The organism is Sulfitobacter sp. M22, assembly GCF_021736025.1.
Lineage (GTDB): Bacteria > Pseudomonadota > Alphaproteobacteria > Rhodobacterales > Rhodobacteraceae > Sulfitobacter > Sulfitobacter litoralis.
Window position 1 is genome coordinate 75,001 of the sequence record NZ_WMEC01000006.1, and the last position, 13,976, is coordinate 88,976.

The following is a 13,976-nucleotide window of genomic DNA, read 5'->3' on the forward strand; positions in this document are numbered from 1 at the left end:
GCAGAACGTTCTTGATTTTGAATAATATCAGGTCTTGGGCAGACGTGTTTCCACGATGCGCGCATAGATGGACGCGCCCACGGGCAGCATCGCGTCATCCAGCACAAAGCCCGGATTGTGCAGCGGCACGTTGCCCGCGTGACCGACACGGCAATATGCACCGGGCACCACTTTCAGCATATCCGCAAAATCCTCCGATCCGGTGGCCTGTTCGGTCGATTCCGACGACAGATCGGCGCCCACCACATCTGCGGCAGCAGCGACATAGGCAGTGGTCAGATCGGGGTCGTTCATCAGCACGTCAAAGACATTGCGCAGGTCGACGTCGATCTCCACCCCGTAAGACAGCGCCATGCCAGCGCAGATATCGCGGATGCGCTGATCGGCGAGCTGGGACACATCGTCGTGGAAATAGCGGATCGTGCCGGCGATCGTCGCTGTATCGGGCACCACGTTATAGGCAGAGCCCGCATTGAATTTGGTCACCGACAGAACGATGGGCTTGGTGGGGATGATATTGCGGCTGGCGATGCTTTGCAGCTGTTGCACCAGCGCAGATCCGATGATGATCGGGTCTTTCGACTGATGCGGGGCGGCGGCGTGGCTGCCAGTGCCCTTGATCGTGATGTCGAAAAAGCTTGCCCCGGCCATCGCGGGCCCCGGCGTGACGGACACAACATTGGGTTCCGAATTGGGATCATTGTGCATCCCGTAGATTTCATCACAGGGGAAGCGTTCAAACAGCCCCTCGGCGATCATACGGCGCGCACCGCCCAGACCTTCCTCGGCGGGTTGGAAAATCAACACCACGGTACCGTCAAAATCCCGTGTCTCGGCCAGATAGCGCGCGGCCCCCAGCAGCATCGTGGTGTGACCGTCGTGACCACAGGCATGCATCCGCCCCGGATTGGTGGAGGCATAGGCCACGCCCGAGGTTTCCTCGATCGGCAGCGCATCCATATCGGCACGCAGACCCACACGGCGGTTGCCACCCCCCTGCCCCTTGATCAGCCCGACGACACCGGTGCCGCCGATGCCCTCGTGTACCTCGTCCACCCCATAGGCGCGCAGCTGCGCCGCCACGATACCCGAGGTCCGCACCTCTTCGAATCCCAGTTCGGGGTGGGCGTGGAAATCCTGACGAATCGCGGTCAGATCACTGGCAAAGGATTCGATCTTTGGAATGGTGGTCATAGGGTGGCTCCTGTAGCGGGGGCTGTGCGGTCAAGCGCACGGAAATTGGCAAAATCCCAAAGGCGTCCGGGGGCAGCCTCGATCAGATTGCGGGTATAGTCATGGCGTGGCGCAGCAAGCACCTCGCCCGCGGGTCCATGTTCGACGACAACGCCCTTTTGCATCACCAGCACCTCGTCACAGATTTGCGCCGCGACGCGCAGGTCGTGGGTGATGAACAGCATGGCAATGCCGAATTTCTCCTGCACATCATCCAGCAGATGAAGCACCTGCGCCTGCACGCTAACATCCAGCGCCGACACGGCCTCATCCGCGACCAGCAGATCAGGCTTCATCGCAACGGCGCGCGCAATGGCAATCCGCTGGCGTTGACCGCCTGAAAACTGGTGCGGATAGCGGTCCAGTGCATCGCGTGGCAGCTCGACCAGCTCCATCAACTCGGCAGCATGTTCCATCGCATCGGCGCGGCTGGTGCCAAAGTTGATCGGCCCCTCGCACAGGCTGCGCGCCACGGTCCAGCGCGGGTTCAGCGACCGGTAAGGGTCCTGAAACACGATCTGGAAATGCTTGCGATGCGGCTGCAATTGACGGCGCGATAGCTTGGCAATCTCGGTCCCCGCAACAGTCACCTTACCGGCGGTGGGATCGATCAGACGCATAATGGCGCGCGCCACGGTTGATTTACCCGACCCGCTTTCGCCCACAATCCCAAGGGTCCGCCCCGGCTGGATGGTAAAGTTCACATCTCGCGCCGCACGCACCCCTTGGCTGGCGCGAAAGAAACCACCCCCGCCATAGGTCATTTCTAGCCCGTCCACGGTGATCACATCCCGCGCCTCTGCCGGTGCCCGAGGGGCACGCGGATCAAGGTTGGGCACCGCCTGCAACAGCTTGCGGGTGTAGTCTTCCTTGGGGGCCGTCAGCAGCTGCCGGATCGGCGCGCTTTCAACGATGCGCCCCTTCTGCATGACGCTGACGGTATCCGCGATCTCTGCCACCACACCCATGTCATGCGTGATGAACAGCACCGCCGTGCCATGACGTTCCTGCATCTCCGAGATCAGCTTGAGGATCTGCAACTGCGTCGTCACATCCAGCGCCGTCGTCGGCTCGTCCGCGATCAGCAGGTCAGGATCAAGAATCAACGCCATCGCGATCATGATCCGTTGCCGTTGCCCGCCTGACAGCTGATGCGGGAAAGCGGCATAGATGCGTTCCACATCCGGCAGGTGCACCTGCTCCATCATGTCGATGGTACGCGCCCTCGCCTCGGCGCGGGACAGATCGCTGTGCATATTCAGCACTTCCTCGATCTGCTCGCCGACCCGCAAAACGGGGTTCAGCGCGGTCATCGGTTCTTGGAAAATCATCGCGATCCGCCGCGCCCTCAGGGCCCGCATCTGGGCAGGTTTGGCTTGGGTAATCTCGATCCCTTCCAGATCAATCGAACCGCCCTGAATTTCCAGCGCATCCTTGGGCAGCAGCCCCATCGCGGTCAGCGAGGTGACAGATTTGCCCGACCCGCTTTCGCCAACCAGGCAGTGGGTCTCCCCCGCGCGGATATCCAGATCGATCCCGCGCAACACCGGATCGGCATTGGGCCGCCCCGTCAGTCCCACAGTCAGCCCCCGAATTTTCAAAACGCGTTTGGCATCGGTAAAGTCTTTGGACTTGAATTCCATCTCACACCTCCCGCTTTTTCATACGTGGATCAAGGATATCGCGGGCAGTGTCGCCCAACAGGTTGATCGCCAGAATACACAGCGACAGCATCAACCCTGGCCAGAAGATCAGCCCCGGCTTGATCTGGAAATAGCTGCGCCCCTCGGCCATGATATTGCCCCATGTGGGAATTTCGGTCGACACACCCGCCCCCAGAAAGCTCAGGATCGCTTCGATCAGAATGGCAGAGGCACAGATATAGGTGCCCTGCACGATCAACGGCGCAAAGGTGTTGGGCATCAGATGCTGCAACAACACTTTGGGCATCGATGACCCAAGCGCAATCGCCGCCTCGACATAGGGTTCTTCGCGCGCAGTCAGCACCACCGACCGGACCAGCCGCACCACGCGAGGCACCTCCGGCACGGTGATCGCGATGATCACCGATGTCACACTCGGCCCGTTCAGGGCCACCAGCGCAATCGCCAGCAGGATCGCGGGGATCGCCATCAGGCTGTCCATGATCCGCATGATGATACTGTCGGCCAGCCGGAAATAGCCGGCAACCAGCCCGATCAGCAGCCCCACTGCCACGCTAACCACCGCCGCACCGATACCGATTAGCAGCGACACACGGCCCCCGGTCATGACCCGGCTAAAGATATCGCGGCCATAAGGGTCGGTGCCCAAAAGATGCGCCTCTGACGGCGGCTTGAGCCGTGACATCGCATTCATCTCAAGCGGGTTATAAGGCACATAGTAAGGGGCCAGCACCGCCGCGAGGACAATCGCCACAAGGATCACCGCCGCAATCGTCGGACCGACACCGATCCGCATCGCTTTGGGGACAGAGAATAAACCGGTCACAACTTGAAAGGCGCTGTGCCGAGAGGTTGGGATCTGCGTCATATCAGTACCGGATCCTTGGATCGAAGAATGAATAGGAAATGTCGATCAACAGGTTGACCGTCACATAGATGCCCGCGGTCAGCAGGATCATCGCCTGAATAACCGGATAGTCGCGCGCCAGAATGGCATCGACCGTCAGCCGCCCGATCCCGGGGATGTTGAACACGCTCTCGGTCACCACCACGCCCGAGATCAGCAGCGCGAACCCCGTACCGATGATGGTCAGGATCGGCACCGCCGCGTTGCGCAGCGCGTGGCGGAACAGCACGACATTCTCGCGCACCCCCTTGGCGCGGGCGGTGCGGATATAATCCTCGCCCAGAACCTCAAGCATCGACGCCCGCGTCATCCGCGCAATCAGCGCGATATAGATCGTGGCCAGCGTCAGCGACGGCAGGATCGCACGGCTAAAGAAAGGCCCGATGCCATCGGTCGGCGATTTATAGCCCTGCACCGGCACCCATTTCAGGTCGATCGCGAAAATCTGGATCAGGATATAACCGATCACAAAGACCGGCACGGAAAAGCCAAGCACCGAAAATGACATCACCAGGAAATCCACCCAGGACCGGTGCCGCCACGCGGCAATCACCCCCATCGGCACGGCCAGAGCGACCGAGATCACAATCGTCATCAGCGCGATGTTCAGCGTCGGCCCCAGACGGTCGCCGATCATCCCCGCAACCGAGGTATTCGACAGCAACGATGTCCCCAGATCACCGCGCAGCAATTGACCCATCCACGTGCCGAACTGCACCAGCAACGGGTCGTTCAGCCCCAGACTGTCGCGGATGCGTTCAAGCTGCGCAGGGGTTGCAGCATCACCAGCAAGGATCGCGGCAGGATCGCCGGGCGTCAGCCGCAGCAAAAGAAACACAAAGATCGCCACGATCACCATCACCGGTATCGTCGCCAATATGCGTTTGAGGATATAGAAAAACATGCCAACGGCTCCTTGGGGTACTAGGGGTGAAAGGCGCGCATCACGGCGCGCCTCTCAAGGCTGATTACTCGGCCGCTTTGGTCATGTTCCAGAACACCGGTACCGGCGACGGGATCATGTTTTCGATGTTGGACCGACGCGCCTGCGGGATGATGTATTCGCCCATCATCAGATAGTTCACGTTGTCCATCACATGCTCCTGAATGCGGGTCGCGATCTCTTTCTTGGTCGCGTCGTCGCTAGCAGTCACATACTCGGCCCGCATGGCTTCGATTTCAGGATCATCAGGCCAGCCGAACCAACCGTCATCGCCACGCCCGTTCAACATCACGTTGACCAGCGGGTCAGACACTTCGGGCACCATCCAGTTGGTAAAGAACAGGTTCCACCCGCCCTCAGCGACAGGCGACTGTTGTGCGCGGCGTTGTACGACCGACTGCCAGTCCATCGACTGCATATCAACTTCGAACCCTGCCTCGCGCAGTGCTTGGGCCGCAACAACCGGCTGGTTGTTCAAGCTGATCACATCCGTCGGTGCCATCAGAACAATCGGCGTCCCGTCATAGCCTGCTTCTTCCAGCAGTTCCTTGGCACGCTCGGTGTTCGCGCCACCGGTCAGCAAGTCAGAGCCAGCCTCGTCGCCCAAAGGTGTGGAACAGCCAAAGATCGCACCACATACTTTGTAGTACTCGGGATCACCCTGCATCGTTGCCAGCATGGATTCCTGATCCAGCGCGGCCATCGCCGCCTGACGCACCAGCTTGTTGTCAAACGGTGCATGCAAGAAGTTCGGACGCCCGATGGTGACATAGCCCAGATCATCGCGCTTCTCGACGACGACATCCTCGTTGCCCGACAGGATCGGCATCAGGTCGATCTGGACCTGTTCAAGATAGTCGATCTCCCCCGCCGAAAGCGCATTCAACGCAGTCAGCGCATCGGGCATTGTGGTCCAGACCACCTTGTCCACATTCACGACCTTACCACCAGCCATCCAGGATGCGGGTTCGTCGCGCGGCACATAATCATCGAATTTTTCATAGGTCACCGACACGCCGGGCTCGTAAGCGTCCTGATCAAATACGAACGGGCCGGAGCCGATGTATTCGGTGATCGTCTCATCAGGAGAGGTTTCGGCAACGCGCGCTGGCATGATGAACGGCGGCACTGCAGATTGCTTTGAGATCACGTCGATCAGCGGGCCGAACGGTTTGGTCAGGGTCCAGACAACGGTCTTGTCATCGGTCGCCTCAAGGCTTTCGGTCACGTCAAAGATCAACTGCCCGCCGCTGTCGCGCTTGCCCCAACGGGTCAGCGAGGCAACAACATCGGCACCCGTCACAGGCGCGCCATCGTGGAACACCAGCCCGTCACGCAGGGTAAATGTATAGACCAGCCCGTCGTCGGATGTCTCCCAGCTTGCCATTTGCGGCTGCGGGGCAAAATTTTCATCAACCGCCGTCAGCGAGTCATAGATCATATAGGCGTGGTCACGTGTGATGTGCGCCGTGGTGATCACCGGATCCAGCACCCGCAGGCCCGAGTGCATGACCGCCGTGATCGTGGTTTCTTCCTGCGCGAAGCTCGCCGCAGGTACCAGCAGGGCAGCAGTCGTCATCAGCGACGCAGCCAGCCCCCGGCTTTGTTTCAGTGTGGGTCGTAAAGTCAGCATATCAATTTCCCATGTTGGTTGTGGTCATTGTTATATTTGGACACCGCCGGTTGATCCGCCGGTATCGGGGCGTGCAGCAGCCGCACGCGCAGCCCCGAAAACGGGACCGTTAGGAGAAAGCCGCAAACCGTCGCGCAAGCGCGTAAAGGGCAGGTCTGCGGGGTCGAAAGGCATCGGACCGGGGGCGCAGGCCACGATAATCTCGCGCGCGCTCGGGGTGAAATCGGCCCGAAAATGGGTAGAGCTTTTGACGACAACGACTTTTTGCGTCTCAGGCGCGATCCCGACAAAACGGAACATCTCGCGGTCGGCCATCTGGGCAATCCGTGTGGTCACGGCCACCCGTACGCCGCCGATGCGTAAACAAGCCGATGGCCCCAGATCCAGCATCGTCCCGCCGTAATAGGGACCGGTGGCTTTCACTTTGCCATCCGACAGCATCTCGACCACGGCCTCTACCTCGACGGGGCTATCGTCGGGCAGACCGGGGTGCCCGCCAATGCGGAACACGGCGCGCGCGCCCTCCCCCAGCTCGTGGGCTTGGGCGGCAGAATGAGGGTCCACGATCAACCCGATCGCCGCATCTTGAGCATTGGCATCAATCAGGGCACGCAACATGCCCGTCGTGGCCGACACCCCACCCGCGCCGGGGTTGTCTTGGGTATCGGCAATAACAACAGGCCCCTGCCCCGCCCCGTTTGCAGCACTGATCGCATAGGCAACCGCGGCCTCGGGCAAAAATGTCTTGTTCTCAAACGCGGCCTCGGCGGCGGCATAGGCGTCCGCGACAGCATCCACCGCAGCATCCGCCGCCTCTTGTGTGTCGGCATAGGCCACAGCCGTCGGGCCGCAATCGGCGATATCCGCAGCAGGGAACCCCATAAACAACGACGCCGAGAGCGCGCCCTGCGCCTCTACCTCTGTCAGCCCTTCATACAATCCCTTTGCGGGCGCCATATCCGTGGTCTGGAACGGGATTGGCACCAGATAGGACATGCGCCGGAACGCTTTGGCAGGCCGCGTGCCGGTCTTCATCACATGATCCAGCAACCGCGCCGCTGCGGCACCGGTATCTGCCATGTCGATATGCGGATAGGTTCGGAAACCTGCCAGCACATCCACAGTATTTACAAATGCCTCGGATATATTGCCATGCAGGTCCAACGCGGCGGCAATCGGCACGTCCGGTCCCACTAGCGCACGCACCTGCCGCGCGATCTCGGCTTCACCATCATCGTGATGAACAGCGACCATCGCGCCATGCAAATCCAGAAACACCCCATCGAATGGCCCTGCATTGCGCAGCCCGTCCAGAATGTCGCTTAGAATACTGTCGAACGCGTCTTGTGTCACAGGTGCCGACGGAATCGCACCCGCCCAAAGAATAGGCACGACATCCCACCCCGAATCCCCGGCGACTTTCAACGCGCCGGTCATGCCAAGGTTCACCTCTTGAAAGGCATCGACCATCGCGGGGCCAGACACCATCGGTACGTAGCCGCCACCGACTTTGAACGCCGTCATATCTGCGGGTTCAGGCGCAAAGGTGTTGGTTTCATGAAGAAATCCAGCCATGGCGACGCGCATCAAATTATCCACCTATCGGTTGTTGTCTGGATCACAAAGCTAAATGTATTGCTTGGCGATACAGCTGTATTGCTCTACGATGCTAGGCACTGTCCTGCCCTCGCGTCAACCCGGAGCGTTCAATGCCAGACCCCAAACGTCCACATTCCTCGGTCGCGTCTAATTTTCAGGCAGATGCCGACAGGCTCTTTGTGCGCTCCGCCGCCCGCGCGATCCATGTGCTCAGCGCCTTTCACGATGCAGACGGCCCGCTGAGCCTCACCGACATCGCCGCGAAGGCAGAGATCGACCGCTCCGCCGCGCAACGACTGGTGCATACGCTCATGTCTCTGGGCCACATTCGCCGCAGCGCCGATGATCGTGGCTACCTGCCCGGCCTACGCCTGCTGGACCACACCCATGACACCTTGCGACTTGATCCCGTGGTACAAGTCGCGACACCCGTTATCCTCGAAATGCGTAAATCTTTGTCAGAGCGGATCGACTTCAGCCTCTATGACGAAACCCGCGTGATCTATGCCCTGCGCATGCAAAGCAAACGCGAAACCTTTTACGCCACCCTCGTTGGCCACAGCGTGCCGACCTTTTGCACCGCCGGTGGCCGCGCCACGCTTTCGGCCCTGCCCGTCGACGAAGCACGCGAGATCATCAACCGCTTTCCGCTGCACCAATATACATCGCAGACCAATATCGACCCTGATAGCATTATGGAAAGGCTCGAACAGGCGCGTAGAGACGGGTTTGCTCTTGTAGAAAATGAATTCGTCATGGGCGAAGTCGCCGTCGGTGTGCCTATTCTCAACCGTCAGGGACGTCCGTTAGGCGCGATACACATCGCCGGTTCGCTCTCGGAATGGCGCGTCGGAGACTTCAGCCGCAGCACCGCCCCCATCGCCCAAGAAGCCGCCCGCGCCATCAACGGCAGCTTCTAGGCCCTGAACTCGATCCGCGTCACAGGGCCCAGCTCTGCCTCGACCGCCGTAACAAGCGGGCGCGACAAATGCGTTTCAATATAGCGTTGTGCGAATTTGCTCGGTGTGCGCAACACCAGCACCCCGCCTTCGAACGACACATATTCAAGCTGCGAAAACCACGCTTTGAACTGGTCCCCGTTTTCTCGCGACAGCTGCGCCATGGCCCGCTGCCACGTCCCCGGCACACTGGTTTCAGATGCCGATAACTCAGGTTTCGCGTAATCTGCCAAATTGACCACTTTCACCGGCGTTTCGCCGCGATAGCGTTCTTTCATCCGCGCATCGTAATCCGGCCCGACCAACGGCCAGCAAGGCTCTGACAGCCGCACGATCTGCGCATAGTTCAACCGATAGGCCGCCACCCTGCCCCGCACGCCAGCGCGCGTGCAAACCAACAGCTGCGCATCCATTAGCCGTTTGATCTCGCGTTTTACCGTGCGTTCATTCACCGACCACATCCGCGCCAGATCCCGCTGCCCAACGCTCAGCTCGTCCGACCGCCAGTTGTACCGCGATGTCAGCGCCGCGATCAGCCGCATCAACGAGGTTTGCAAAGTCGGTGATCCGTTCAACCCCGCCACGCTCAGAGCGGTCAAAAGGTCGTACTTGATCACCCCGGCTTCAGGGCCGGTCAGCCGCAATGGGTTCATGGTTTTGCCTACTCGATGTATCGTCTTATTTTGGCCGGTCAGCCTCTCTTAGCCGATTCCGTTTATGCTTCCTACAAAGCTCTAAATCCCGTCTTCTGTCAACCCGATGGGAAAAACACGAATTACCCTTTTCCTTAATCCAAATTCAATTTGATAAAGGTTAATAGGTTAAGGGGGACGCCTAGGTGTCACCTTATCAGAGGCCTGCTGTCACCAAAACAGCCCCATATTGTATTTACCTGTCACCAAAATCTCTTGGTGATGCGTTCGCCCCTGCAAAATAAACCCGTTCTTCAGGATCGGACGCCGAAATTCGCGAAAATTAAGTTTTGCCAAATTTCCGAATTCGCGTTATTCGAAATCAGAGGCTAAAAAACGCGAGTATAAAGATGAGAAATCACAACGACCTTCTTAACATGAACGAGCGCAGCTTGGAACAACAGGCCGCTGTGCGTCGCGCCACCTTCTCCCCCGGAGAGATCAAGGCCCTGCGCCCCTTCTCTATATGGGAGATCAGCCAGTTTATGTTCGACGTCCCCGCCGACACATTGCGCAAGAAACTGGCAGACGACCCTACCTTGCCCCAAGGGATCACCGAAGAGGATGGCCGCCAGCGTTGGTTCAGCCTCGAAGAGATCAACGAACTGCGCCGCCGTGCGAAATTCCGTGGCCGCAAGCTACTTCCCGAACGCCCCCGTGGTCGCGCCATGCGCGTCGCCGTGTCGAACTTCAAAGGCGGTGTCGGCAAGACGGTCGTCGCACAGCACCTTGCCCACGCGGCTGCTCTTGATGGCTACCGCGTGCTTTGCGTCGACTTCGACCCGCAAGCGACGCTCACCCACTCAATGGGCCTGACCGAGGTCAAGGAAAGCCACACGGTCTGGGGTATCATGTGCCGCGACCTGTGCCGTGAATCCAATCGGATTATGGACAGCTATGACGACCCCGATGACTGCCCCTACCCCGCAGCAGACGAATTGCCCGAAGACGTACAATCCATCGGCGCGCAGCGGTTTCAGGAGTTCATCCAGCCGACCTGTTGGCCCACGATCGACATCATCCCGTCTTGCGCCAACGCGGCGTTTGTCGAATTTGCCTCGGCCCAATACCGCGCCTTGCACAAGGCATGGAGCTTTTTTGGCTGCGTCGCGCGCTACCTCGATGAACTGCCCGACGATCAATATGACATCATCATTTTCGACTGCCCGCCCGCGATCGGGTATCAGTCCCTAAATGCCGCGTTTGCGGCTGATATACTCTATATCCCATCGGGCCCCGGCTATTGGGAATATGACAGTACGACCAGCTATCTGGGCCAGCTTGGCGATGCTATGGCGGACATTTCCGAAGGCTTCGCGAGCCTCGCAGCGGACGCAGGCATTACGCTTCCTAAACAGTTTTCCGACATCCGTTTACTTATGACCCGTTTTGAATCCAACAACCCGTTGCACAGCGCCATGATCGATGCGTTCAAAAACGTTTTTGGCGCCGACGTCTGCGCTCACCCGATTGAAATGACCCGAGCGGTCGAACAATCGGGCAGGTTCCAGATGTCGGTCTACGAACAGGACTACCGCCAGATGACGCGCGAAACATGGAAACGTGCACGGCAAAGCTTTGACCGTGCCTATGACGAATTTTTGCACACTGTGCTCGACGCGTGGAAGGAAAACGGAAAACGTAAGGAGAAGGCAGAATGAGCAGTAAAAATAAATTCGGCTTCGCCCCGGTAGAAGCCTCCCCCTCTGGTAGCCGCCGCAACCGCCAGCCCGGGCCTATGGGCGCCGCGGTGCGTGACGTGGCCGAAAACCTGCAAGGCGCCACCGAAGCTAAAATAGAACAGCGCCGCCGCAATGCCGAAGACGCCAAGACTTTCCGGCAGGCCCAAGGCGAAGGCCGCGTGCTGTACCAGATCGACCTGTCTGAGATCTTTACAGATGATCTGCCGCGTGATCGCCTCGCTTTGGAAGAGGTCGCGCAGTCCGACGAGATGGAAGAGCTCAAATCCTCCATCCGCGAACGCGGGCAGCGTGAACCGGTCGAGGTCTATGTCGGGCCGAACGGGCGCTATCAGCTTAAGAAAGGCTGGCGCCGGTTCACCGCGCTGTCGCAGCTGTTTTCCGAAACCAAGGACGATCGCTTTGGCACCATCACGGCCCGCGTCGAAGTCGGTGATGATGACCGCATTTCGCGTTATGTCGATATGGTCGAAGAAAACGTCGTGCGCGAAGACCTGTCATTCGCCGAGATGGCACAGGTTGCGATCACTGCGGCCAAGGATGACGCCGTAGACGAGGTCGACCCTGCCGAACTGGTGAGCCGTCTTTACAGCGCACTGCACAAGACCAAACGTTCTTACATCAAAAGCTTTGTGTTTCTGCTGTCTGCATTAGAAGGGAGCTTGCAGTGGCCCAAGGCCGTGCCGCGCAATCTGGGCGTCGACGTTGCCCGCGCCCTGCGCACGCCGGATCAAGCGAATGCCTTGCAGGAAAAACTAGCCGATGCCGCGACGCTCGATGAACAGAATAAAATGCTCAAGGATTTTCTGACGGCCTCGAACGAGCCCGCCGAGAAACCCGCGAGCAAGGCGGAGCCCAAGCAGAAGTTCGAATTCTACGTCGGCCAGACCAAAGTGACGGCCCGGCATGGCGAATGCCGCTTGGTAAGCGATATCGACTTTGCCACCATGCCAAAGAAGCAGCTGGAAGAAGCGGTGCGCGCCTTTGAAGAGGTCCTTAGGGCCGGGCCGCGCATCCGGTAACCGGTTACCCATGGGTAACACCCGCCTGTCCGGTTACCCATGGGTAACCTCGGCACCACTGGTTACCCATGGGTAACCGCCACGGCAGACAACCGATAAAGACCAGATAGACGGGAAGGGGGCGCAGCAGCGTCCCCTTTTTTTGCGACATGGCGGCAAGAGTCCGTATCCGGGGCCGAAACCACTGCGGCACCCCTAAATAGCAAGCGGATATCGTGTAACACGTTGATTCATAACGCGTTTAAGATGGACGCGACGAATACACCTCTGAAATCACCTAAAACACCCCGATAACGGCCTCTCAGCCCATGGACATCCAGTGAAACAGAGGATTAACGTGCCGTCATAGGGGAGGGCTGACGTCTGTCAGAGAGACCTTATCGACATAATCTGATCTCGGGAGAAACATCATGGATCGTCGTTCATTCATTCGTGGCGCAGGCGTTGCGGGGGCAGGGGTTGCCGCTTCGACATTGGCCGCACCCGCCGTTGCACAGGGCAACATCACGTGGCGCATGGTCACCACCTGGCCGAAAAACTTCCCCGGTCTGGGTGTCGGCGCACAGCGTCTCGCCGACCGTATCACCGCGGCCTCTGGTGGCCGGCTGACGGTCAAGGTCTTCTCGGCGGGCGAGTTGGTGCCGCCACTGCAGTCGCTGGACGCGGTCATCGACGGCACCGCCGAAATGAGCCACGGGGCCGCCTACTATTGGCAAAACAAATCCCCTGCGCTGTCGTTCTTTACCGGCGTGCCCTACGGCATGACCACGCCAGAGCTGACAGCCTGGATGCGCTATATGGGCGGTCAGGAAATCTGGGACGAGATCTATGACCAGTTCGGCGTTCAGGGCTTCTTGTCCGGCAACACCGGTACGCAAACCGGCGGCTGGTTCCGTGACGAGCTCAAAAGTCTTGATGATGTCAAAGGCGTGCGCTTCCGGACACCCGGCCTTGGTGGTCGCGTATGGGAAAAACTGGGTGCCACGGTCACCAACATGGCGGCGGGCGAAATCTTTCAGGCGCTGCAATCGGGCACGCTTGATGCGGCCGAATTCGTTGGCCCCTATAACGATCTGGCGCTTGGGTTCCATCAGGTTGCCAAGAACTACTACATGCCGTCCTTCGTTGAATCCGGCCTCGCGACCGAACTGGTTGTCGATAAGAAAAAGTACCAAGAGCTGCCCGAAGACCTGCAGGCCATCATCCGCGACGTCAGCCAGGCCGAATACGATCAGGTTGCGGCAGACTTCTATGCCAACGATCCACGCGCGTTGAAAACGCTGGTGGAAGAGCACGGCGTGACAGTCCGCAACTTCCCAGACGATATCATGGAAGCCGGTGCCAAGGCGTCGGTCGAAGTGCTCGAAGAACTGCGTAGCAGCGACGATCCGTTGGTCAAGAAAACAGCCGAGAGCTTTGTCGAAGCGCTGAACCTTGTCCGCACCAGGACAGAGAAGATCGACAGCCCCTATGTTCAGGCACGTCAGAGCTTCCTGAAATACTAAGGTCCGAGACTTAGACAAAAAAAAGGCCCGGTGAAAACACCGGGCCTTTTTTGTTGGGGGGTAGGGGCGTTCAGCCCGCGATCAGCTTGGGCAGCCAGGTCACGATCTGGGGGAACATG

At 59.3% G+C, this 13,976-nt stretch carries 11 protein-coding genes; 4 read left to right on the top strand and 7 right to left on the bottom strand.

Annotated features, from left to right (window positions below; all coding sequences use genetic code 11):
- Window positions 1–27: 27 nt before the first annotated feature.
- The 6 genes from GLP52_RS18525 to GLP52_RS18550 form a co-directional block, all read right to left on the bottom strand.
- A complete protein-coding gene (locus tag GLP52_RS18525; RefSeq protein ID WP_237273942.1) occupies window positions 28–1,194 on the bottom strand; it encodes a M20 aminoacylase family protein in 1,167 nt (388 codons plus the stop codon).
- Window positions 1,191–2,876 carry an ABC transporter ATP-binding protein gene (locus GLP52_RS18530; protein ID WP_093734016.1) on the bottom strand — a complete coding sequence of 562 codons (1,686 nt, stop codon included), beginning with the start codon at window positions 2,874–2,876 and terminating at the stop codon, window positions 1,191–1,193. Before GLP52_RS18530 ends, GLP52_RS18525 begins: the two co-directional genes overlap by 4 nt.
- A 1-nt stretch (window position 2,877) precedes the next feature.
- Window positions 2,878–3,765, bottom strand: a complete 888-nt coding sequence (locus tag GLP52_RS18535; protein ID WP_237273155.1) for an ABC transporter permease — start codon at window positions 3,763–3,765, stop codon at window positions 2,878–2,880.
- Window position 3,766: 1 nt separating this feature from the next.
- Entirely contained in the window at window positions 3,767–4,708 is a 942-nt protein-coding gene (locus GLP52_RS18540; RefSeq protein ID WP_005848795.1) for an ABC transporter permease, read from the bottom strand.
- Between the two features lie 64 nt (window positions 4,709–4,772).
- Window positions 4,773–6,380 (bottom strand): ABC transporter substrate-binding protein, encoded by a 1,608-nt coding sequence (locus tag GLP52_RS18545; RefSeq protein ID WP_237273156.1) that lies wholly within the window; start codon window positions 6,378–6,380, stop codon window positions 4,773–4,775.
- 30 nt (window positions 6,381–6,410) lie between these two features.
- Complete coding sequence (locus GLP52_RS18550; RefSeq protein WP_237273157.1) at window positions 6,411–7,955, bottom strand: M81 family metallopeptidase; 1,545 nt, start codon at window positions 7,953–7,955, stop codon at window positions 6,411–6,413.
- A 134-nt stretch (window positions 7,956–8,089) separates the two neighbouring features.
- On the opposite strand from GLP52_RS18550, the gene GLP52_RS18555 reads away from it, so the two are divergent.
- Window positions 8,090–8,899, top strand: a complete 810-nt coding sequence (locus GLP52_RS18555; RefSeq protein WP_237273158.1) for an IclR family transcriptional regulator — start codon at window positions 8,090–8,092, stop codon at window positions 8,897–8,899.
- Here the strand turns inward: GLP52_RS18555 and GLP52_RS18560 are convergent.
- A complete protein-coding gene (locus GLP52_RS18560; protein WP_237273159.1) occupies window positions 8,896–9,591 on the bottom strand; it encodes a DnaA N-terminal domain-containing protein in 696 nt (231 codons plus the stop codon). The two genes, GLP52_RS18555 and GLP52_RS18560, sit on opposite strands and share 4 nt — an antisense overlap.
- 389 nt (window positions 9,592–9,980) lie before the next feature.
- Between GLP52_RS18560 and GLP52_RS18565 the strand changes: the two genes are divergently transcribed.
- The 3 genes from GLP52_RS18565 to GLP52_RS18575 all read left to right on the top strand — a co-directional run bounded on the left by GLP52_RS18565 (window position 9,981) and on the right by GLP52_RS18575 (window position 13,857).
- Window positions 9,981–11,291, top strand: a complete 1,311-nt coding sequence (locus GLP52_RS18565) for an AAA family ATPase (protein ID WP_093734011.1) — start codon at window positions 9,981–9,983, stop codon at window positions 11,289–11,291.
- The gene (locus tag GLP52_RS18570; RefSeq protein WP_093734010.1) at window positions 11,288–12,352 is read left to right on the top strand and encodes a ParB/RepB/Spo0J family partition protein; all 1,065 of its coding nucleotides are present in this window, start codon (window positions 11,288–11,290) and stop codon (window positions 12,350–12,352) included. The genes GLP52_RS18565 and GLP52_RS18570 overlap by 4 nt, the downstream gene beginning before the upstream one ends.
- A 410-nt stretch (window positions 12,353–12,762) precedes the next feature.
- The gene (locus tag GLP52_RS18575) at window positions 12,763–13,857 is read left to right on the top strand and encodes a TRAP transporter substrate-binding protein (protein WP_093734009.1); all 1,095 of its coding nucleotides are present in this window, start codon (window positions 12,763–12,765) and stop codon (window positions 13,855–13,857) included.
- Window positions 13,858–13,976: the final 119 nt, after the last annotated feature.